The 22,837-nt window shown below is 43.1% G+C and carries 20 protein-coding genes, 1 tRNA gene and 1 pseudogene; 7 read left to right on the plus strand and 15 right to left on the minus strand.

What is annotated here, in order from left to right; genetic code table 11:
- Positions 1-230: 230 nt before the first annotated feature.
- The 6 genes and pseudogenes from acnA to V1566_RS21950 all read right to left on the minus strand — a co-directional run bounded on the left by acnA (position 231) and on the right by V1566_RS21950 (position 9,935).
- Positions 231-2,825: an aconitate hydratase AcnA gene (gene acnA / locus V1566_RS21925; RefSeq protein WP_395304622.1), complete on the minus strand. Its 2,595-nt coding sequence runs from the start codon at positions 2,823-2,825 to the stop codon at positions 231-233.
- Positions 2,826-4,238, minus strand: a complete 1,413-nt coding sequence (locus tag V1566_RS21930) for a citrate/2-methylcitrate synthase (protein WP_395304623.1) — start codon at positions 4,236-4,238, stop codon at positions 2,826-2,828.
- 128 nt (positions 4,239-4,366) lie between these two features.
- Positions 4,367-6,019 carry an amino acid adenylation domain-containing protein gene (locus V1566_RS21935; protein WP_395304624.1) on the minus strand — a complete coding sequence of 551 codons (1,653 nt, stop codon included), beginning with the start codon at positions 6,017-6,019 and terminating at the stop codon, positions 4,367-4,369.
- A 1,819-nt stretch (positions 6,020-7,838) separates the two neighbouring features.
- Positions 7,839-8,136 (minus strand): annotated as a pseudogene (locus V1566_RS21940) (integrase); the annotation flags it as partial.
- A gap of 287 nt (positions 8,137-8,423) precedes the next feature.
- Positions 8,424-9,296 carry a DUF6998 domain-containing protein gene (locus V1566_RS21945; protein WP_395304625.1) on the minus strand — a complete coding sequence of 291 codons (873 nt, stop codon included), beginning with the start codon at positions 9,294-9,296 and terminating at the stop codon, positions 8,424-8,426.
- Positions 9,297-9,470: 174 nt separating this feature from the next.
- Positions 9,471-9,935: a helix-turn-helix domain-containing protein gene (locus V1566_RS21950; protein WP_395306029.1), complete on the minus strand. Its 465-nt coding sequence runs from the start codon at positions 9,933-9,935 to the stop codon at positions 9,471-9,473.
- Between the two features lie 239 nt (positions 9,936-10,174).
- On the opposite strand from V1566_RS21950, the gene V1566_RS21955 reads away from it, so the two are divergent.
- The gene (locus tag V1566_RS21955; RefSeq protein ID WP_045783877.1) at positions 10,175-10,672 is read left to right on the plus strand and encodes a hypothetical protein; all 498 of its coding nucleotides are present in this window, start codon (positions 10,175-10,177) and stop codon (positions 10,670-10,672) included.
- 14 nt (positions 10,673-10,686) lie between these two features.
- Here the strand turns inward: V1566_RS21955 and V1566_RS21960 are convergent, their stop codons facing one another.
- The 5 genes from V1566_RS21960 to V1566_RS21980 all read right to left on the minus strand — a co-directional run bounded on the left by V1566_RS21960 (position 10,687) and on the right by V1566_RS21980 (position 13,627).
- On the minus strand, positions 10,687-11,313 hold the full coding sequence (locus V1566_RS21960) for an SIR2 family protein (RefSeq protein ID WP_395304626.1): 627 nt from the start codon (positions 11,311-11,313) through the stop codon (positions 10,687-10,689).
- A 105-nt stretch (positions 11,314-11,418) separates the two neighbouring features.
- Complete coding sequence (locus V1566_RS21965; RefSeq protein WP_395304627.1) at positions 11,419-11,610, minus strand: hypothetical protein; 192 nt, start codon at positions 11,608-11,610, stop codon at positions 11,419-11,421.
- A gap of 1 nt (position 11,611) precedes the next feature.
- On the minus strand, positions 11,612-12,565 hold the full coding sequence (locus tag V1566_RS21970; protein WP_395304628.1) for a DUF4365 domain-containing protein: 954 nt from the start codon (positions 12,563-12,565) through the stop codon (positions 11,612-11,614).
- 27 nt (positions 12,566-12,592) lie between these two features.
- On the minus strand, positions 12,593-12,937 hold the full coding sequence (locus V1566_RS21975; protein WP_126440979.1) for a hypothetical protein: 345 nt from the start codon (positions 12,935-12,937) through the stop codon (positions 12,593-12,595).
- 66 nt (positions 12,938-13,003) lie between these two features.
- The gene (locus V1566_RS21980; protein ID WP_227523326.1) at positions 13,004-13,627 is read right to left on the minus strand and encodes a recombinase family protein; all 624 of its coding nucleotides are present in this window, start codon (positions 13,625-13,627) and stop codon (positions 13,004-13,006) included.
- A 192-nt stretch (positions 13,628-13,819) separates the two neighbouring features.
- On the opposite strand from V1566_RS21980, the gene V1566_RS21985 reads away from it, so the two are divergent.
- From V1566_RS21985 to V1566_RS22005, 5 genes are all read left to right on the plus strand, one after another.
- A complete protein-coding gene (locus V1566_RS21985) occupies positions 13,820-14,290 on the plus strand; it encodes a DUF1643 domain-containing protein (RefSeq protein ID WP_062773141.1) in 471 nt (156 codons plus the stop codon).
- A 154-nt stretch (positions 14,291-14,444) separates the two neighbouring features.
- Positions 14,445-15,458: a hypothetical protein gene (locus tag V1566_RS21990; protein WP_062773138.1), complete on the plus strand. Its 1,014-nt coding sequence runs from the start codon at positions 14,445-14,447 to the stop codon at positions 15,456-15,458.
- Positions 15,459-15,865: 407 nt separating this feature from the next.
- Complete coding sequence (locus V1566_RS21995) at positions 15,866-16,438, plus strand: hypothetical protein (protein ID WP_395304629.1); 573 nt, start codon at positions 15,866-15,868, stop codon at positions 16,436-16,438.
- Positions 16,439-16,540: 102 nt separating this feature from the next.
- Positions 16,541-17,092 carry a DUF4468 domain-containing protein gene (locus V1566_RS22000; RefSeq protein WP_062773132.1) on the plus strand — a complete coding sequence of 184 codons (552 nt, stop codon included), beginning with the start codon at positions 16,541-16,543 and terminating at the stop codon, positions 17,090-17,092.
- 352 nt (positions 17,093-17,444) lie between these two features.
- The gene (locus tag V1566_RS22005; RefSeq protein ID WP_050098016.1) at positions 17,445-17,771 is read left to right on the plus strand and encodes an NIPSNAP family protein; all 327 of its coding nucleotides are present in this window, start codon (positions 17,445-17,447) and stop codon (positions 17,769-17,771) included.
- A gap of 87 nt (positions 17,772-17,858) precedes the next feature.
- Here V1566_RS22005 and V1566_RS22010 read toward each other — a convergent pair whose 3' ends face one another.
- From V1566_RS22010 to actS, 4 genes are all read right to left on the minus strand, one after another.
- A complete protein-coding gene (locus V1566_RS22010; protein WP_050098015.1) occupies positions 17,859-19,016 on the minus strand; it encodes a Shedu immune nuclease family protein in 1,158 nt (385 codons plus the stop codon).
- Between the two features lie 162 nt (positions 19,017-19,178).
- The gene (locus V1566_RS22015) at positions 19,179-21,131 is read right to left on the minus strand and encodes a DUF6538 domain-containing protein (protein WP_395304630.1); all 1,953 of its coding nucleotides are present in this window, start codon (positions 21,129-21,131) and stop codon (positions 19,179-19,181) included.
- Positions 21,132-21,220: 89 nt separating this feature from the next.
- A tRNA-Gly gene (locus V1566_RS22020) sits at positions 21,221-21,294 on the minus strand.
- Between the two features lie 80 nt (positions 21,295-21,374).
- Positions 21,375-22,118, minus strand: a complete 744-nt coding sequence (actS, locus tag V1566_RS22025; RefSeq protein ID WP_058840909.1) for an amidase activator ActS — start codon at positions 22,116-22,118, stop codon at positions 21,375-21,377.
- Positions 22,119-22,281: 163 nt separating this feature from the next.
- Between actS and idi the strand changes: the two genes are divergently transcribed.
- Positions 22,282-22,824, plus strand: coding sequence for an isopentenyl-diphosphate Delta-isomerase (idi, locus tag V1566_RS22030; protein ID WP_063439898.1), 543 nt, complete (start codon positions 22,282-22,284; stop codon positions 22,822-22,824).
- The last annotated feature ends 13 nt before the right edge of the window (positions 22,825-22,837 follow it).

The raw sequence follows: 22,837 nt of genomic DNA on the forward strand, positions 1-22,837 counted from the left end.
AACGAAAACCTATATAGCACGCTGTCGGCTTTTAATTGACCAATAGCCCAGAGCAACTTGATCTTTAACTTTTACTTCACTCATATTGCTCTATGAATAATTGAAAAATCAAGCAAACACTGTTTATTTTAACGATACATACAAATTTAAGTAGAATTTAAAGCCATTATTGACATATCACCTTATCGTTACAGTGCAAGTACAAAGCCCATATATAACCTGGTTAATAACTAACTTATTAATTTTGATTTCAAATAGGGGAACACTCCGCCTTTATTAAAAATATCCATTTCTGCTTGAGAGTCTATCCTTACAATACCCTGTATGGTTTCTTCATAACCGTTTTTACGTTTTACAACAATATTAACCTCTCCAAACGGCCGATATGGAGGTCTTATACAATACGTTTCCTCACCTGTTAAACTGTATTCGCTACGCCCTGAGCCAGGCTTAAATTCTATCGGCAAAATACCCATTGCAATCAAATTTGTACGATGTATACGCTCAAAACTTTCGGCGATAACGACTTTTACACCCAAAAACCAAGGTCCACGGGCAGCCCAATCTCGAGACGATCCAATGCCATAATTTTTACCTGCTATTATAATTAATGGCGTGTTTTTTGATTTATAATGCTGAGCAGCATCGAATACAGTTGCAACAATTCCTTCAGGCCAATATCTTGTCATCCCGCCACTATTCATTGGCACTAATTCGTTGTGTAAGCTTGTGTTTGCAAATGTACCTCTCATCATAACCTGATGATTACTGCGACGTGAACCGTAAGTATTATAATTACAGTAATGAATCCCAGCCTTCTCCAGATATTTACCAGCAGGTGATTCAATTGCAATAGCACCGACGGGGGATATATGATCTGTCGAAATATTATCCCCCAGCACAAGCAAAGCACAAGCGTTTACTATTTCCTTCCCCACATTTTCCGACATATCAAAATATGGTGGGCGCTGAATATATGTAGAATCAATATCCCAACAATATAAATCTTCATCAATGCAACTTGATGTAGTTTCATCAGATATAGCAATGGACTTAAAAATATCAGGTGTAACATATTTATTTTCTAGTTCATCAATTTCATCATCTGACGGCCAAATATCACTTAAATATACCAGGTTCCCTGAACTGCCGATACCAACTGGTTCATTTGTCAAATCTTTACGTACTGTCCCCGCAATCGCGAGAGCTACTACTAGCGCAGGTGACGCAAGGTAGTTTGCTTTAATTAGACGATGCACTCTGCCTTCAAAGTTGCGATTACCGCTAAGGACCGCTGCAACGCTTAAATTTTGCTTTACAATCGTATCAGCTACACCTTCGTTCAGTTCCCCAGCCCCACCGTTACATGTTGTACATCCGTATCCAACAACATAGAATCCAAGCAATTCTAATGCAGGCAACAAGCCAGCATCAGACAAGTATCTCGTAACGGCTTGAGAACCAGGAGCTAAACTTGTTTTCACGTAAGATGGTACTGATAGGCCCAAGGCAACAGCTTTACTTGCAACTAAACCTGCTGCAAGCATCCCCTTAGGGTTGGATGTGTTTGTACATGATGTAATTGCAGCAATTACAACATCACCGTCATGTATATTTGATTCTGAATTGTTAATATCAGTATATTTAACAGCATTCCTTAACTGTGACAAATTCAATTGTTGATGTGGATAATGTGGACCAGCGACCGTTGTTTCAACACTTCCTAAATCAAAATGCAAAGACTTGCCAAATACAAGTGTGTCATCTGAATTGAAATTCCAAAAGCCCTGCTGTTTATAATATGTCTCGATCCTTTGGAGTTCTTTTGCATCTCGTCCTGTCTGACGCATGTAGTCAATTGTTAGACTATCAATCGGGAAATATGCACACATGGCACCAAACTCTGGGGCCATATTAGCAATTGTGCAACGATCGGCAGCAGGAAGATCTTTCAGTGCAGGACCATAAAACTCAATGAGCGAGCCGACAACATTGTGTTCCCGAAGAACGCGAGTTAGGTTTAATGCAATATCTGTAGCAAATACACCTGGCTTCGGCTTTCCATACAATTGAACACCAATTATAGGTGGGATTTTTGTACATATCGGCTCTCCAAGCATGATCGCTTCTGCTTCTAAACCTCCTACTCCCCAACCAAGTATACCCAAACCATTTGCCATGGTCGTATGACTGTCTGTTCCAATTACGCTATCTGGATATGCACTTGTTACTCCATCAGTTTCTTGAAACACAACCAAGTTTGCCAACCGTTCTAGATTGATCTGATGTACAATTCCCTGACCATGAGAAACAACATTAAGATTTGAAAACTTACTTGCAGCCCAATTTAGAAAATTATAGCGTTCTCGATTACGTTGACGCTCTAGATTTGTATTGATCTTTATTGCATCTTTGTGGCCTGCACTGTCAACTAATATTGAGTGATCAACAACGATGTCAGTTTGGATAATAGGGTTGATACTTCTTTCATTCCCCCCCCATGCATGAACATGCTCACGCAATGCGGCCAGATCGACCAGAGCCGGGATTCCAGTATAATCCTGCATCAATATTCTCGCAGGCAAGAACGCAAATTCACAATCAGGGTTTTCCCCGGAAGCCAATCTATGCATTAAATGCTTAGCATCCGTTAACAATCCTCTACGTACAATAGCCTCTACCAGAAGACGCCCAACAAAAGGGAGACTGGAAATACTAATTCCTTCATTTATTCCGAGCGATTTAACATCCCAAACACGGATATATTCCCCACATATATTTACTATTTTTTCGACATCAACATCTTTATTTCCTGTTGATTTCATTTATATATTCTCTTTTTTATATTCACATTTTGATGGCCCTACATATTTCAATAAAGGGCGAATTAATATATTGTTATCATACTGCTCCAAAATCTGTGCAACCCAGCCAGCGGTGCGACCAGCAACAAAAACTGGCACAGCTAAATCATCCGGTAGACCAAGCTGTCGATAAACTAACCCGGCATATAGATCAACATTGGCATCGATGCCATGCCTCGCATATGGTGTCATAGCGTCCACAACTGCCTGAACGACTTCATAATCATTCATGTCATTATTGACAGAACTTAGGTTCAGAGCCGCTGCACGTAGATGTCTGGCTCGAGGGTCCTCAGTTCGGTATACCCGATGTCCAAATCCCATTACCGGTTCATTTCGTTTCCAACGTTCTTGAACATAAGCTACGGCATTCTCTGGTGCACCAACATCATCAATCAGCTGCATAACACATTCTGCAGCACCGCCATGCAACCCACCGGAGAATGCAGCTACGGCAGCAGTAATCGCTGCATGCATATTCGATTGGCAACCCGTGGCGATCCTTGCAGTAAAAGCGGACGCATTAGCACTATGATCTGCATGAATTATCAAATCTCGATCAATTAATTTTACTGCTAAATCCGAAGGTTTCTCTCCCAAAAGCAAATGAAGCATAAACTCAGCGTGCGAAGAATCAAATTTCATTGGTACCAAAGATTTTCCCATTCTTGCCGCATGATGAGCCGCTATTAGAATAGGGATTTGTGATGTTAATTTTATGCCTTTTCGTATAACTTGGTCGCGCGTTGAATTCACTCGATTTTTTTCAAATGCCCCAAGCATGGATATACCGGTTCTCAATGCTTCCATCGGGTGTGCGTCGGCAAGACTTTCCATTAATTTCATGACCTGATTAGGTACTTGCCTCATACTGTACAATTCATTACAGAATTGTTTTAGCGCTTTGCAAGATGGCAACTCTCCATAGATAAGCAAATATGCAGTTTCTTCGAATGTTGAATTTTCTGCAAGATCATGTATAGAGTACCCTCTATACTCCAAAGCACCTCTCTGCCCATCAATATTGGTTATACTGCTCCGATCCACATAAACGTTGTTTAATCCACGATGGATTTCTGATTGTATCTTACTATTTTCACATTTTGACTGTTCTGAAACGTTCATATCATCATTTTTCTTATCAATTTCAGAAGCAAACTTACGCAGCGCACCAATTGTATTTAACTCTACAATTAAATTGTCGTCTATTTTTATATTAAATACAGCCTCTATGGCTAACATAAGTGATACGTGCTTGAGAGAATCCCATTGGTAAATTGATTGATATTCAACATCATCAGTCATTTCTATTTCAGTCAACTCTAGTGTTTTGGCAATAACCGCGTCCATAATACTAACATTATTTTTTTGCATGAGATATTTTCTCGAATATTAATTTCGCATTCATAACAAGTCACTTTACTTGTATCAGATATATTAGAGTACATGATCAACAGCAATATGTTTTACATATTATGTGCATGCATCATAATTGCGTTATATTAAATAATTTCCAACTCCTGCAGGGCCCTATTCTCAATGAACAGGTTTCGTAATGAGACTCTATCTATCTTCCCATTTGCGTTCAGTGGCATACAATCAAGGATTTCAATACTCTTTGGAATCATATATGCAGGTAAATTTTTTCTCATATCTGCGATAATATCCATTTTGTCAACACACCCTGTTACAGCTGCGTGAAGAGAGTGACTATTTCCTTTTTGTGCCAATGTGAATGCAGCTGCCTCTACACATCCTGCTCGACGTAATGCGGTTTCAACTTCCCCTAACTCAACCCTGTAACCATCAACTTTAACTTGCTGGTCCATTCTTCCGATATATATATGATTCCCATCCGGCAATCGTTTTACAATATCGCCAGTCCTGTAATATCGTTTATATTCATTATTAATATCACGATAAAAAATAAATTTTTCACAGTCAAGCTCTTTGTTTTTCCAGTAACCCGGAAACATTTGATCTCCACCAACGCATAACTCGCCACATTCTCCATCAAGGACGATTTTCCCGTGTTGATCTAAAATGATTGAGCTTATTCCATCGTAAAACTTCCCGATCGGGACTGTATCTTGATTTAAATCGTATTCATGACTATTATTAGCAGTCATCCTATACACAGAACATGCAATAGTCAGCTCCGTTGGACCATACAAATTTTCTACGATACTATTAGGAGCAGCTTTTTTCCATGCTTCTGCAATTGAACCCGGAAGAGCCTCACCACAAAACAAACTCCAGCGTAGGCCAGGCATACTATCAGGCATCAATAAATTTTTCTTGATTAGCAATGCCGCAACGGAAGGAACAGAGAACCAAACAGTGATTGCATTTTCTTTTATATAGTTAAACGGAGAAAGCAACTGAATTGGTTTAATCGCACAAAACGCCGCTCCTGCCTCCCACGCCATAAACACGTCAAACAAAGATAAATCGAACGTTTGTTCAAATGTTTGGCTTAGCCGGTCGCTTGGTACAAGCTTATATCTTTTTTGATTTACTTCAAAAAAAGCTCTCGCATTTTTATGTGTAATTGGAACTCCTTTTGGCTGACCAGTACTCCCGGAAGTAAACAACAAGTATGCGATAGCATCTTCTTCTACATTGACTAATTTTTCTAGCTTACTTTTTCTATTAATTAACCGCTTATCGAATACTTTATATGAACCGACACTTACATCACCATCTGGAACAATGATGTTTGGCCATTTAGCATGTCCTTCTAATATTTCTAGCAATTTTGGAAGCAATGCGGACTCAACAATGACTGAGTCAACATTAGCCTGCGCTAGCATGCGGCTAGTTCTCTCATTTGGAAAGTTTTTATTAAGAGGAACGAAGCATGCTCCCGCATATAACGTGGCCAAAATACCTACGTAAGAAACAATATTTCGGTCTCCAAGAATAGCAACGCGAGAATTTTCTGATTGCGCTCCATCAACGATGACAGAAGCCCAACGGCGCGCAAGGTCATCCACATACTCATAGGAATAATTCTGTTTGCCTATACACATTGCAATAGCGTGTGGATTTATATTTTTGCTTTTTACAAATCCGTCACGCATATTGCATGAACGACTCTCGCCCATAAATGATACATCACATGCATATTCAGTTTCATTGCAATTTGAATTCATATTTTTCTCAAATACTTGTTTAGTAGAACATAAAGACCCTTGTGTAAATTATTAAGTATTTAAATTGCACTGGATCAATAACCAATTACTGTACATTTACATGCCAATACTAAGTAATTTCAGTACATTAGGAATGTGACTTCCCCTGGATTCTAGATAGGGATGTAGAATCCATAATTATTTTATTGAGTCAACTTCGCGGCTGAGCTCCTGGTCATGTAATGGGATTTGAAGCATTGAAGCTTTCTAAGTTAAACGATTGTTTTCGACATTACCCCATCTAAGTTAAGCATTAACCTACCACACCCATTAACTGTCATGATGAGCGCGCTACTGGTATGCGGGGTGTATTTCAGTTGGCTCGAATGAACTAATTCAGGAATTATTTCTACCAGAAATACTGACCATATTTGCACACTGTTTTTCTGCTTAAACTATCAGTCTTGTGGCCTAAATAACTTCTCGCATTAATACTCCACATTTCATTGCTCGGCTTCAGAACTGGCGGGATGCCATATCTCACCAATTTAGCGCTTGTATGAGACGCTTTTTAACCACACTTACCAACTCACACACGGTTTTCACGACATCAAAGAACAACGGAAAAAATGATGATTCCTGTTGCCTCGGCTAGACTTCCCCCCCTGCATATACATCCCTATATATGTGATAAAAAGCAGCCTGCCGAGGTCTACCTCGCTATAAGCGGTCAAACCATCACCTATAGCCAGTGCCCAACAACACAAAAGCTTTTGATTGATTACGTCATAAAAGCGAGAGATCGAAATCGTTCTCAGCCTCGGGTACCGTTATCACAAGTACACCGTATTAGAGTTGGAACCTTGTCCCAGACGACATAACGAGAGACACGTATGCAGCTTCGAATCCATAAGACAAGCCCCGCGCAACTTATCAGGTATTCAATCTTTCCAACTTTTCTTTTTCTGTTGTCTACACTTACCACTCCCCGCAAACGATTGCGTCGTTTGAGTCCATGCGTTATAAGCGCTCATGAAGCTACATTTTCTCTAGTTGTGACAGGAACTGCGATCCGAACCAATACAGCTTCGCTACGTTGTCATGGATGCTTAAATCATTTACGCCCGCGCCATCAGTATTTGACAAAAATACATCAATGTACGATTTGTCCCTAAACATTAACCACACTAATGTTATGCCTATAAGCATGAGTTCGTCAACATACTTATGTTGCTAGTTGTAGTGATAAGATAGACGCCCCTGCTAAGGTGGTCAGCGCCATATTTTTAACTGCACGTCAACAACTTATCGCTAAACCGCATAACGACAGGTAGACAGGGGTAACCATTAACGGTTTATATGGGCATGTGCAGGAGGCTGCCGAAGTGGCAAATAAACTTAAGCAGACTTACTTATTTTTCTACAACGCTCTGTAGGCGGAGAAGCTCGAAATGATGTACTTCCTCATTGAGCCATCTTAAATGACTGCGAGGTGTCTGTTAAATATGTGGCGATTCAGTGAGAAAAAAACGTCTCCACAGGGAGCGGAGACGTCAGAAATAAAATGCTAAACAACAATGCCATCACAGCAATAAATAATGTGTCTACAACGGCTCGAAACCACGAAACCGTTTGCGTCAGTTATTTTCTCATAACCCGTAACCCTTAACAGCTACCAGAACGGGTAATAACAACTGCTTGCATTTCCATTATCCGGTCGCTGCTGGCTGACCGGTTCAGTCAGTCTTCGCCACACCATGTAGAAGCTGGTCATGTTGCTCAAGTTCATACTCTATAAAAGTGTTTACAGAGGGGCGAAATTCAGTAAACCACTTCACGCATCCTTTTCAAAGGCTCTCATCATCTCTTCGCGACAGGACACAGACCAGCGGTCATAGCGACGCTGATACTACTCCCGCGTGATAGCCTCAAACGAGTTTTCTGCATCTTGTTGACGACTAAGTTTCTCAATTTTCTGTTCAAGAGAAGGTTCTTTGCCAGCCGCTCATGTCCTTTTTTGCATCCTCTCGCCCACATATGGCTTCAGCTGATGAAATATCGGGATAAACGCCAATAGCGAGTTTGTAAGGTTTCTCTTTGGGTTTTACAGTTCCAACCTGACGAGCTGTCAGCTTCATTGGGGGTGCCTCTCAGAAGGGGGACAATTATACCCCCATCCATACCCCCACATTGAGCTTGACCCAGGGCGAGTACAATTGAGTTCAATAGATTAATGGGATGCTATAACTGCTGATATATCACGGAAAAATTGAGTTTGATAGGTTTCAGGAGACATGAGTCTGGAGCGGGCGAAGGGAAATCACCCCCGCTCCAAAGTTCTCGTAATCCCATGGATTTATTAACAAAAACGTGATGCATTGTAGGAGGTTTTTGTAGGAGGAACTACAACGTTTTGCAAACCGCTTCACTCCAGAACGCTGATAAGTTTTAGCGCGTCATTTCTGACAGAATCTTGTATTCGCTCAGAGTCAGCGATCAACGCCAAAGCCTCAATACTTAAACCATCCCTGATCACTTTTCGCGCTTTACTGAGACGGCTCCGGCAACTTTTCTCTGTATAACCCTCACGTGAGTGCATTTGCTCAATGATATAAGCGCTTGGTAAATTTGAATCGGCAAAATGATGGTAGTAGTTTACGAAGCACTCCATCCCAATAGCCTTAAGGAGGCTGACCAGGGTAACACTACTCGTTATCTTCTCTGGTTGATTCAAAACCTCTTCCATAGGTTCGGGTGGAAGGGTTTGCATAGCCGCTTCATTGACTGAAGCCGAACTCCTGACAATCAAGTTTTCTTTGATGGAACTAACTCGGGGATCAGTAAGAATCGCGCCCTTGAGGTTAATGATATGTGCGTTAACGTGGTCACTATGCCGTGCATAATCTCGAATTACTTCATGTGGGATTTTGTAAGCATCAAGAATGTTGTAAGTCTCATCGAAAATAACCGCGATTAAATAATCAAAATCGGCTGCCTCATAGTTACGCAAGGCACTAAGCTGCCGGGAAGGATTATCCGGCGTAACTCTCCTAGCTTTGATCTGCACTTTCAGGCCATTAGCATCAATGGCATCAGCGCCCGCCGACGAATTACTGAGAAGAGTCATACCCAGTGCTTTAGAAACCAGCCATTCAGCATAGTCACCAACAGGATTATTCTTGGTGCGAATGACACCTCTAAAACGCAACTGCGTTAAAATTTCGGAATGAAGTGACAGTAACTCAAGATTATTCAGCGCATTTAGCCAATCATATGATATTAAATGATTATTGTTCAAAAAACTCTCCACTACCGAAGTGAAATGCCACTGTAACGCCTACGTAACGCACCTAGATTTTGATGTTTTGTCGACTCTTATAGAAGAGTAAGACTGATTCATAGGTGTCTCACCTTTTGCCAAAGAAGACTGTTCATTAATACAGCATCCAGAATTCATAAACTTACACTTACTTCACTTTCTCAGTTTGCCCCACCGCACTGCCGAAACAATGCCCCAGTTGCCACTGGCATTGGGCCTACGCCACCTTGCGGTCTCCATGCTACGTAGATACTCAAGTGCTTCGGAAAACGTGCCAAAACGCTTCTGAGCCGCTTTATCACCTACGCCAAACGAACCATCGCGACTACTCGCAAGTCCAGGATTAAAGCACGAGCCATCGGCCGCGTATGGAACCAACAGTTCCGGGTCGTCATCTTTAGATGAGTCAGACGCTAATAACTGCCATGGCTCAACACTCAGAGCGTTAGCCAGCACCTCAATCGCATCAAGAGACGCGTTGGAGCCACCACGTTCAATACGACTCATATAACTACGAGCAAACCCACACCGATCAGCAAAGGCTTCCTGGCTCATTCCGGTGGCAATGCGCAGTTCTTTTACCCGCTCGCCAAACTGTATTCTCAAGGTCTTTTTCATGCACTGAATGTGCAGTTTTGACCACTGTAAGGCCACGCTCCATATGAGACATTTTGAATCTAAAAGCTCTATTTGTGAGCACAATCTCCCTCGCAAGAAGCCTGTATCACTACACCAAATAGATTCAAAATGAATACCAATAGTGACAAATAAAATCAAAACCGTATGATGGTCATCACTGGTTAAGTGTCTCCAGCACTCACTACAAGCTGTGATGTTGTTTGGCAAATGAGGGAATCATGACGGAATCAGGCTTTATATTACCGATGGCAGCGGGAGCCGTGCTTAGCTGGGCCAGTTACAGCATAGTTGCTCACGTTTCAATAAAGCGGCAGATCAGCAGCATACGAGCAATATCATGGGGCATTTTGGGAACTCTCGCTTTGGTGCTGGGAGTGTGTGCGTTTTCTGCTGTGAGTGCAGAACACACAACAGAAAAGCAAGGTGCTTCTTGCTCAGATAATACACCGGAATGCTATGCAAAAGCGCACCACAACCCCGTCAGACAGTGCAAGCAGGTAATGGACAATAAAGCGACGTTTCGCCATGTGTGGCAGGAAAGTGAAGCTCAACCGGTTTTCGGAACTTACTTATGGCACGACGAGAAAAAGAAAACGATTCAAGCATTTGGACAACAGGCTAAGGCTATTAACAGTCTTGGGATGCAAACACCGCTTCAGTATTTTTGTGTTTTCAACGCCAATACCGGGGAAGTAATCGCAGCTTCATTTGAATAAATTAAGCAACCTGCTCATAATATTTCGAACCACTTTTCCGGAAAAACAATATCATTTAAGGGGTTGATAGTCTCTATTGATGCCGAAGGCCAAAGACATTTGGCCTCATCAACTTTCGGATAGGGATCTATCAAAATTACCTTTTTCAAATTTGAGCCACTTTCCCTCAATAGATTCAGCAAAGCATTATCATACGCATTAAAAGAAAAACCAAAAACAATTAAGACTTTGCTATTGGCTAAGGCATTCCTAGCAAATGTCCAAACATCTAGTAATTCAAGCGGAGGTTCTTTTTCAGGAGCAGGGGGAACAATTAAAGCTTTCCCTGTCCTGCCAGGTTTGCCGCTGGTGTATTTATTATATTTGTCCCACGATAAAGAGCCATGTAATTTAGCCAGCAGGATCTCACCAGTAACTCTCACATCTGCATTTTGCCAAGGAAATTGTGGATTTCTTCCTCTTCCCACTAAAATTTCATTTTTTATACCATAATTAAATCCAGAGCAACCTAGGATATACTCGACAATATTATCATAATTACAAGTAATGATATTTTTTAAACCAGCCCGCTCTAGCTCATTAAATAAATTACGTAAAAAAACTATCCTTTCATTTTTTTTCACAATTTTTTCATCGAACATAGCAGCAGAATATCCACCACGAATCCTAGTAATGAATGGTTCAGTTAACCTTCTATTAACATACCAAACAACTCTGCTCCTACGGTGAGAAGATTTATTAATACATCAATAAACAAAATTTTCGTATGTTGCTTCCGGATTTTTTTGTATCCAGACAGACCAATCCTCCTTAATTAGATAGAGCTTTTTCTCTTCTGAGGCAGTAAGGTAAGAGATATTAAAATCAAAAAGCTGACTTACCAGTGGCAAATCGAAAGCCCATTTAGAAAAACCGGCCCCCAAAAATATAGAAATCATGTTACAACAACCTTTTATTACTAATCATGTCCCATAAATCTTGACGTTCATATTCTGATAAAGATTCAATCAATTGAATAGCAACAGCATTCACATCATTACTCAAATTATTGTTGAAGATAATACTTTCCAACCTTAAACATATATCTGGAATGTATCTCATTATATTACATATATGCTCCGCCACATGCTCATAACAATCATCCAATGCAACCTTCACTGAAAATATCATTTTGATTAACTGGACATCATTAAGCAAAGACAATCTTTTTATTATATATTGGTAGCGAAAATCACTTTTTTCCTTCGGGAAATATAAACTTAATCTATAACCAGCATCAGCAACAATTCTGTCATCATAAAGAAGGGAAAGAAAAGTATCTAATAGTTCATCCCATGCAGTATGAGATGAGATGGTGCTTAAATTTTGAAATGAATCTTTCTCTTTCTTTTGATTCGATTGAGGCATGGTTAAGTAAGAAAATTTAATAAAATCTTTCTTAATCCTTGTTAATTCAGCGCTATCAATAAGGGTTTGCAAGCTGTCAGAGTCTAATAAGTGTTCTTGAACCGAAAGATTAATTACCCATGGCCCTTTATTGGTAAGCCTGTCCTTAGCTATATCGCTCAAATTAACCCAAACACCTTTTTCATCCTCAGGATCATAGACGACACCTATTATAGGCAAAGTGCATCTAGACCAATATTCAAAATGAGCTTTATCACTTTTGAAAGAATAACGACCTGAACTCGTTTTAAAACTTTTCCCTGTTTTTATTTGAACTCCTATCATTGCTCCTGTAGCAATATTGCCCACTTGAGGCTCAATAAACGCATCTATACCAACATCAAAAATCCTAACTGGACGGTAAATTACTTCTTGTTTACTACATAGATATTGTAAAAACGCTGAACCTAGCTCGCCAATGTGGGATTCAGAAGTTACTCTTGTCATAAAAACCACCTAGCAACATTTAATTTTTTAATAATTACCTCTACAAACCTCACATTCACTTTGGTCTCTTTTCTCATTAGTCGTTCTATATGAAGCTCCATAATGATAAAAGTTCTTGGCCTGACCACATTTTGGACATAGCTTAAGAAATTCTCCATTTAGAATCCCACATAGATTGGTTACCCTCAGTCCTCTACCTTCATTTTCATTTGAAGAGTCATAACCATTCACCTTTGTTGGCATCCCAGACAAATCAAAAAACCTATAATTACCAGTTATATAAAAATCTGTTAATTGAGTTATCGAAAAAGAATCATTTCCGTTCGAAATTAATATTTCGCTATCTAATCTCACAGGAAGAACAAGCGACATTTACACCCCCTATAATGATTACTACGCTCTTATCTCATTATGACGATCATGAGCTACTCAGAAAATCTACAACACCTTATAAATGACATCAATCTCATCCTTCTCATTCTGTGACACTCTGCTCTCGTTTAAAGACATGATAGACGCTATAGTTGCTCTAGAAACGCCATATTCTCGTGCTAACGCACTGACACTGGTTCCGCTATACTTTTTCTCTACAATCGCGTCACGGGCTTCAGGCGCTATTTTCGACGGTCTTCCCAGCTTCTTGCCTTCGGCTTTTGCTCGTGACAGCCCCGCCTGAGTGCGTTCAATTAGCAAGTCACGCTCCATCTCCGCAACTGCTGCCAGCATCGACAACAGAAGCTTACCGGCAGCAGAGGTGAGATCAGTTGTGCCAAGCTGGTGGACAATGACTTTGATATTACGCTCAGCCAGCGCCTTTATCGTTTGCAGGACGTCAATCGCATCACGCCCCAGACGATCGAGTTTCGCTACCACCAACGTTTCACCATCACGGATTTTATTGAGCATTTCAGAAAACGCTTTACGTTGCATTGCCGGAACCTTCCCGCTAACAACATCAGCGAACCAGTAATCAATTTGCCACCCAGCCTGCCCAAGTTCCAGCCGTTGGTTCTCAGTATCCTGTTGCGATGTCGAAACACGCCCGTAGCCAAAAATCGCCATAGTCATCTCCTCATCCGGCCCCTGCCAGAAAACGAGGCCAACATTAGGATGGCCTGCCAGAAAAGCCAAGGCTAATTTTCCAACAGTATGAAAGCACGCGATTGGAAGGTGTCGGAAAACGGTCGTTTTTTGGCGCTTAAACTACGTGTAAACCTGTTAGGCTGAATCCATCACTTCATAAGGACACAGGAAATGATCAAAGACGCTATATTTTCACCGTGTAGAAAGTATCGCTACTCGTTATCACGGATCTGGGACGCATCAAAACCATATACCCTTTTCATTGGGCTAAACCCTTCATACGCCGATGTTGAGAACGATGATCAAACATTGAGCCGTTGCATATCGTTTGCCAAGAGCTGGGGCTACGGTGGTGTCTATATGGCCAACCTTTTTGCTTTCGTTCATACCGACCGCTTTGAGATGATGAAAGCAGCCGACCCTATTGGAGCCGACAACGACAGCCACTTAATGCGACTTATCGACGGAGCAGGCCTTATCGTTGCTGCATGGGGAAACGAAGGCAGACACCTTAAACGCTCAATGGCCATCCGTCAGCTATTACCAGCGAGCGCAATGTGCTTCGTCTTAAACGCCACAGGTGAGCCAAGGCATCCTTTATATATGAAAAATGACAGTGTTCTCATACCTTTAAACCAATGACGATGAGTGCTTTCAAAAACTGAACGCAGTCCCATGAAAAATAAGGTTTTTATAAGAAAATCGTTGTGCTACCTTGCTCAAAACACACTCAAATTCCCCCATCAGCTAATGACCCTATGGGCGTTTTTGAGGTTTCGTTCAATAAGGTCGCACTATGAAAAGTCGAAAATGCAAAGCTACCGAAGCAGACCGCAAATCCTTTAAGGTTTCAGCCGGGATCGACTGGCTGGACATAAAAGTCAGTTTATCCAAACGGACCCAGCATCGCTTCATCCAAGACGAACTACATAAACTCACTGGATTAAAACTCTGGGTTGAACCCTGCGGCCTACGTATCTCAAAGTTGACATCATGCGAACTCCGTCCCGGTAACAACATAAAACCGTGGGTAAAGCCCATGATAAGCAACACTAACGATGTGTTTCGGATTCGCTTCCGCGATCTACTGGTAAAACATTGCGGGAAGCTGGAAACGGCACTCAAATCACTGCAAAACCGTTTCCCCTTTGTGCATGAGCCGCAAATCGTGGGAGTCGAAGTTTTCTGCGATTTCAGGCATAAGCAACGGTCAGTATCAGCGACAAGAGCAATGACCTATCGGCTTCAGACAAGCCTATTTAGTAACGGAACCCGACCAAGGCAATTCAATCCCACTTCGTGGAAAAACGTCTACCTTTTCCCCGGAACACGTATCACTCCATATCGAAACTTCAGGACAGGTAACAAGTGGGACAACATCTCGTGGCAGGTCTACCACAAACGCACTGACAACGGTCAGAAACTACCTGTAGAAGAGCAACGCGCTCGTGTTGAAGTCACGTTAAAAGGTGCTGCGCTCACTCACTACTCTCTTCACCGTCTTAGCGACATGCAGCGCTTTCGATTTGAAACCCTCACTCACCTGTTCAAATTTCGCAAACCAATTGAACCTGAAATGATGGCTAACGGTGATATGTTCCGGGTTACCGCTATCAATGCGGTTCGTAAGGTGAACGATGCTACAGCCGAACGCGGATTGCATTCTTTCGATAATATCGGCCGTAGGGATAAACGTAGCTGGATGATGGTCAACGGTGATAAGCGCCTGCGTAAAGAAAGCTCTCATCTGGCGGTTGTTAACGATCTGCAAAACTCCGTCAAAGGTGCTTTACGCCGTCTCAACGTTTGAGCCGCGGCCCGTTCCCCTATTCCAAAAAAAAGTGACAATCAGCAAGAAAGAAGCCGCATTCCTGCTGGTCTGGATGCAGTTCTCTTAATAACTATATATAGCAACTCAACTATTAGCTTACATACCGTAGTTATCACTGTTTGTTGGTTGCTGTTCCTTTCAATCAAACACGAACCAAACATTGTTAACCTTCAACGTGTTCGCGGTGCAAATGCAGCCAAATAAGCTGGGCGCGAAAAAGTGGAGGTCCTAGGTTTGGAAGCCCCCCTCTTAGGCATTGCGTTCAAAAACTTCGGGGGTTGCAAAATCATCCTTATACTTGCAGATAAACATTGTTGAAAAATTCTCTCCCACATAGTTCAATTAGCTACTTAGGAATTTTCTGATCGTCTTTCTCAAGGAAGCTTATGCCCGTATCCAGTTATTACCAAGCCCAACCGGATGGTTATGTGCGCTTTGATTGGCATGGCAATTCCATAGAAGGCGAGTTTTTCAGCTATGTGGAGTGTGGTCGAGATATCGATCCCAAATGGGGTTACATCCGGCCATTTTATAGAGGCATCAGACAACAACTAATTGATAATTTACAAGCAACTCACGGCATCGACCTCCAGACATTCACCTCTCAAGGGAGCCTGATCACCTGTGATGCTTTTGTCACCCATAAAGATTTACAGGCCGCACACCAAGTTGTCATAGAGTCGTTTAATTTCGTTGATGAGTCTGAGCTTACAACTGAAAGAGAACGCATCGGTAACTGCCGGGTCGATTTACTACGACGCCAATACATCGTCGCCAGCAATCTTAAAGAACCCGAAGTGTCTTTGGACAACCTCAACGCAGAGTTCCTTAAATGGGTAACTCCATTCTACACGCCGCTGCGTTACGAGCGGAAATGGGTAACCAAGCATCGTAAAGGCTTATTACGTTTTGGCGCACTCGTTGCTGTCGCTGTTATGGCCTATATCCACTATGGCTGACAATAGAAAAGCGAGACCTTTCCTGCGGCTTTGAGAAACCAACTTCATTCCGCGCCATATTTACATACTGCACTTAATAAAAATGCGCTAAGGACAAATCGAATGAACAAAGTAATGATGAAAGCTATTTTAGCAAGTTTGATTGTATCCAGTATTACAGTGTTGACTGGTTGTGTTACCTCACCAGATATGGAAGCAGCTAAACAACCGCTGGGTAGTATAGTCAGTGTTGTTAACGTTCCCGGGGTTAAAAAGGATGCACTTTACAGCAGTTCCAAAATTTGGGTTGCAAAGGCCTTCACTGATTCTAACAGCGTGATTCAATATGCCGATAAAGAAGAAGGTTCGATTGTTGGTAAAGGGAATGTTAAATACCCATGTGACGGTTTTAATGATTGCTTGGCTAATGAAGATGTTCGATATAAATTCACTATGAAAATCGACACAAAGGATGATAAAGCCCGCATTACCTTTGATGATATCCACATTTATCGTCCGGCTCATGTAGCCAGCGGGATTGCGTTCCCTGCTATAGATTCGCCAAATATGACTGTTGGTGGACAAGCAAAAGCTAAAAAAGCGTTGAATGATATTGTTGAACAATACAAACGTGAGATCGTGACTGAAAGTAGCTCTGCTGCAAAAGACTGGTAACAGCCATCAGCTCAAAAACTTGCCGGAGAAGTTTTTGAGCTTTTATAGCCGGGATTATGTGTGGCCGCATAATATAGTTATGACAGGTTATCACGCGGCATTTTGATTCCATTCGAATGCAACCTGTTTCACTTGGCTACGCCAGGAACTCTATGAGAGCGCCGCGAATTTTGCACCATGATTTCCACTACCTTCTTTAAAAAACTCGCCAGAGAGCTTCCCAGCGCGTCTGAGGGGGCTTGCTGCTCCTGCTTACGGATGACTGACTGATTAGTAGTAGCTTAATGGCCCAGTCCGGTTTACTTTATTACTGTCAACCAGGAGCCGCCCAAGGGCGACACGGAGATAACGCTTGAGAATCGTCGAAATACTGCAATACACCTTACGCAAAGGCAGCGGTGCCGCTTTTCATGCCATCATGCAGGAAATCAGTGTTCCCCTACACCAAGGACACGGGATCGATGTCGTGTCGTTTGGTAACTCGCTTCATGATCCGGATTGCTACTACCTGATTCGCGCCTTTGACAGCGCTGAAAAAATGGCTGCGATTCTCAATGCTTTTTATGCAAGCGATGACTGGCGCAGCGGCCCACGCGAAGACATTATTCGCAGCATTGGAACCAGCATTAGAACAGTAATGAACCTACCACCAGAAAGCGTGGACGGGCTCCGAAAATAAATAATTAGGGATACGGTTCATGGCGCCACAATATTTGTAGCCCCTTGATCATTATGGGGTATCTATAGTTTTCATATAAAAAAGAGATCATATATTTTCGCTAAATGCAACAATAAACCGAGCTCTTTCATACAGCTCATCAAAAGTGATAACTTCTGGACGTATCAAATTGCTTCTAAAATTTTCAAACGACCGCAATTTATCATGATTGATACCATTATCAGATGAAAACTGAGAGAGATTACCTACAACCAAAAATGATTTTGGATTAAAATTAAATAGTTCCTCTCCCGTTGGATCCCCATAAGAATCTGTTAAATTTAAATTCCTTTTTATTGAATCCATAGCGTAAGAAACTGTCCCTTGAATTTGTGCCACCGCACCAGTTAATTCACTAGATGGGGCCCAACAACCTGAGCGATATGGAGTATTAGCTAGTAAACCAGTTGTATTTGTTTTTATTTCAACGAAACATAGATTAGAAATTGCACCTCTTGTTTTCAGCAATCCATCAACTCGTTTTCCATGTTGGCCAATCTGCACTCCCTGAACAACTTGCTCTATTTTCTTATCGTTCAAACTTGATAAGTAGATATAACTTAATCCATATCCAAAAATCCAAGGATTTTTTTCAAAAAACTTTTGCCACAAAGCCTCATTCGAACAGTTTTTTTCTTTCTTAGCATATTCAAAAAATGCTTCATCATTAAGAAGTCGATTAAATGTATCAAGTTGTTTTTTACGGTATGCTATTGATATAATATCTTTTTTAGTCACATGTGTTTTAAGCGCCTCAGAGATAGCCACCTCATTCCCATTTAAAAGTTGTGAAGCTTGGTTATTAGTTAAAACGATTTCCCTAAGCTCCTCATCCGTAATTTTCATGGGACCATTGCCGTTAAAGCCCATTGAATTAATGTTAGCTAGAAATTCAATAAACTTACCAATTTCATCACCTATAAAAGAAAAACCAGAACCATAAGGCTGTCCAGTTTGCGTGGAAAACTTTTGAATAGATAGAACAAATATTTCCTTGCTACTTTCAAAAAACTTCGCTGTTATATAAGTTGATGCATCTAGCTTGTGCCTGAGTATAATTTCATCCTTAATTTTTGCGAACTCATATCCTTCATTACTAACTATCGCTTTTGAGGCAATTCGTATTTTCAAATCTTTGTTACCAAAAGATGGCAAGCTGGGGCTTATATAAGTTTTCTCCGGATCTGGCTCCATGTAGCTGTCCATTAATTCATCCTCTATATAAAGTTATCTAATACAATTATTTTAGCTGATTTGTTAGGTTACAGATACAGAGAGCACAAGCGAGGGCTAATGCAACTTTTGCTCTGATAGACACTATCTTTGATAAAAACGCGCCACAGAGCTTCCTGGCGCGTTTGGCAGATCCTATGATTTATGCCTGCGCCGTGCGTCGATGACCGCCTTGATACCCGCTTGCGAGTCGAACTGCGCAATATCAGGCAAACTGTAGCGAAGCTGCGAAATCACGCCCAATTGCTCTCCCACATCAGCATCCTTACGATAGGTTGTCATCGCGGTGGTGCTGCCCCGAACATGTCCAACAAGCTGCGCAATCGTGCGTTCGTTGATCTCAAACTTGTCTACGGTGTTGATGAAAGTATGCCGCAGCGAATGGAACGTTTTCTTACCGTCACGGGTAAAACCGAGGACTTTGCCAAAGTAGTTTTCGTTAAACCATTTTGATGCGGCGGCACGATATCCTTTGATTTTGTTGTGCTTCAACTCAGGGAAAAGACGATCATACCCGGCAGCTTTCAATGCATCTACATACTCCAGCAGCCCTAGTTCGATAAGTCGCGGGTGAATTGGAACCTGACGGATCGCATTCACCGTCTTTAATGATTTATCGCCACCAGCCTGCGCTTCTTCATCCATCACCTTATCCGGCGCATCAAGGTTAAAATCAATATAGGCAACCCCGTTTTTATCTTCGCGAATATCCGTCAGATAAAGCTGGCAAAGCTCATTGATGCGCCCGCCCACATATAATGCCAACAGAGGCAACCAGTAGTGAAACGGGCGGAAGCTCGTATAACGTCCGTATTGATTGGGCTTTCCCGCGCCTTTCTTAAACCAGTCAGCCGAGAAAATTTGCTCTAGTTCCTCGTCGGTGAAGAGGTCGCGGCGATCCTGCTCACGCACCATCACGCGGCGCTGAGCCAGCACATTCTCAGCAGGGTTATCAAAAAGGTAACGTTCGCTCTTAGCCCATTTGAGCATAGAACCCAGTGACTCAATATGCCTGCCAATGGCATCTCGACTCATAACTGGCTGGCCATCAGCTAGTGCTATTTCAATAAGCTTTTGCGTATCTGAAATCTTGTATTTTCGCCGCATCAAATACAGATTACCGGGCATATTCTGCATTTTGGTGACGTAATCTTTCACAACGTCACGATTAAGTTCGCCTAGAGTTAAATCGCCCATTATCTCCACGAAGTGTTCAATTCTGGAACGAATTTTTCCCTCGCTGGCTAGCTTAATATCGCCTGTATTTTTATAGACCAAAAACGCTTTCAGCAATGCTGAAACCGTCATGCTCGCATATGTCGGGTTGCAATACGGGTTGATGGTAGCGGCCACAGGAATCGCTGGTGTTACACCTACCGGAGCGCATGGCAGAGCACTTAATGTTGGCTCCGATTTCGCAAGCGCCTTATCCCAAGCGCTACGCAGTTTTTCAGCTTGCACGTTGTTGATGAACAAAGAACTTGCATTCAGCGTCACCCCGGGTAAATCCAACAACCAGAGGGAAAGAGGATTGCCGTTGTTAGCCCTGAATACCGTAACCTCAACCTCTCGGCCGTTCAGCAATTCAACAAGGGCAAACTGCGGCTGGTAAATCTGCATATAGCCGTTTACCGCAGCCTCAGCACCGCCATACGCAATGTTATTCAAAACGAACCCATGCGTATCAGGATCACGCTCAAGCGTGCTGAAATCATCAATCAGAAAGCCACGCTGGTTAGACACAAGGGCATACAGCGGCACATTGGCTGCCAGAAGATGCTGGACGACAGTCTCAGCCCCTACCCCAAATGAACCGCAAAACAACGCCAGGCTGATTTTGCCTGCTCCAGTCAACAATGGGGCATTGCCCCTGATCTTCTCTTTATCCACTTGCCTGAACTCTTCCAGAGACGCATACCACTTCTCCAGCAAACGCGCGGCAATAGCTCTGGCATTTGCAAGGTGGGTTGTGCGGGTAGATGCATGAATTTCACGCTGCCCTATCATGGCGCGATAACGAACCGGAACGGTGATCCGCAGAACATAGATACCGCTTGGACGTCGATAGAGATTATCACGCTGCGCCATCGGCTGTATGACCCCTTTGTAGGAGGATCACGAGCGCCGTCACGTATGGTTTAGAAAAAGATAGTGGAATGAATACGTTAGGGAGTTTTTGGAGCGGGCGAAGGGAATCGAACCCTCGTATAGAGCTTGGGAAGCTCTCGTTCTACCATTGAACTACGCCCGCTTTGAGGTGCGTAAGGCATTATAGACCTTACACACCTTCATACAAGCCTCTTCGCAACTAACCGGCGATTAAATAATCACTTAGCACTTCGGTTTGCTGCCGGGCGCTGGAAGATAACGCTGTGGATCGATGGCCGTCGCCTTATAGCGAATCTGGAAATGCAGCTTCACCGCATCCGTACCGGTGCTGCCCATAGTGGCAATCTTCTGCCCGGCTTTGACGTTCTGCCCGTTGTTGACCAGCATCGTGTCGTTATGCGCATAGGCCGTGATGTAGTCTTCGCCATGCTTAATCATGATCAGGTTACCGTAGCCGCGCAGCTGGTTACCCACGTAAACCACCTTCCCTGCCCCGGAGGCATAAACCGGCGTACCGCGTGCAGCCGCGATATCAATACCTTTGTTCCCCCCCTCAGACAGGGAGTACGGCAGCACCACTTTACCGCTGGCCGGCCAGACCCAGCAGCGTTGACCGACCGGCGGCCAGGACGACTGCGGCACCGCGTAAGACGGCGTCACTTTGGCGGTTTTGCCTTTCGAAGAGGATTTTTTACCCGAGGACGATCCGCCGCTAACCTTCAGCTGCTGCCCCACCTCGATGGTGTAGGGCGGTGAGAGATTATTCAGCCGCGCCAGATCCTTCACGCTGGTCCCCGTCGCGCGCGAAATTCGATACAGCGTATCCCCGCGCTTAACGGTATAGACCGAACCGGAATAGCTACCCATATCCGAAGATTTGCTCCCTGAACAGCCCGCCAGCAATAGCGTCAGCGTCAGGCAAAAAATGGCGGTGATGGGGTTTCTCGTCAGGCTTCCTGCAAACAAAACAGATCCTCGGTCAGCGTGAATGGCGCACTATGATAACAGCCAAAACGAATATGGGTCATGCCCTTTTCCGCTCTACGAGCCAAACCGTTCGTATAAGAATGCCGTATAATGATCCGGCTGATGGTGCTGAACCACTCGGCAATTTGGCACTGGAGCATCAATGAGTATTCAAGAACACGTTATTTTGGTAAACGACCAGGGAATGGTGATTGGCACTCAGGAAAAATATGCCGCGCACACCTTACATACCCCGCTGCATCTGGCTTTCTCTTCCTGGCTTTTTAACGCAAACGGCGAATGTCTGATCACCCGACGCGCCTTAAGCAAAAAAGCCTGGCCCGGCGTCTGGACCAACTCCGTCTGCGGCCACCCGCAGTCCGGCGAAGAGACGATACAGGCGATAATCCGCCGCTGCCGCTTTGAAGTGGGCGCTGAACTGGCCGATATCACCGCCGTCGCCCCTGAATTTCGCTATCGGGAAACCGACCCGTCCGGGATCGTGGAAAATGAAATTTGTCCGGTATTCGCTGCACGCATCACCAATGACGTGACGATAAACGAAGATGAAGTGATGGACTATCAGTGGGTTGAGCTGGACGCGTTATTCCGCGCGCTGGACGCGACGCCCTGGGCCTTTAGCCCGTGGATGGTCATGGAAGCGACAACCGCCCGCGAAAAACTCAAAGCCTTCGCGGCGCAATAAAAAAGCCCCTTTC

This window comes from Enterobacter sp. ECC-019, from assembly GCF_043974075.1.
Lineage (GTDB): Bacteria > Pseudomonadota > Gammaproteobacteria > Enterobacterales > Enterobacteriaceae > Enterobacter > Enterobacter asburiae_D.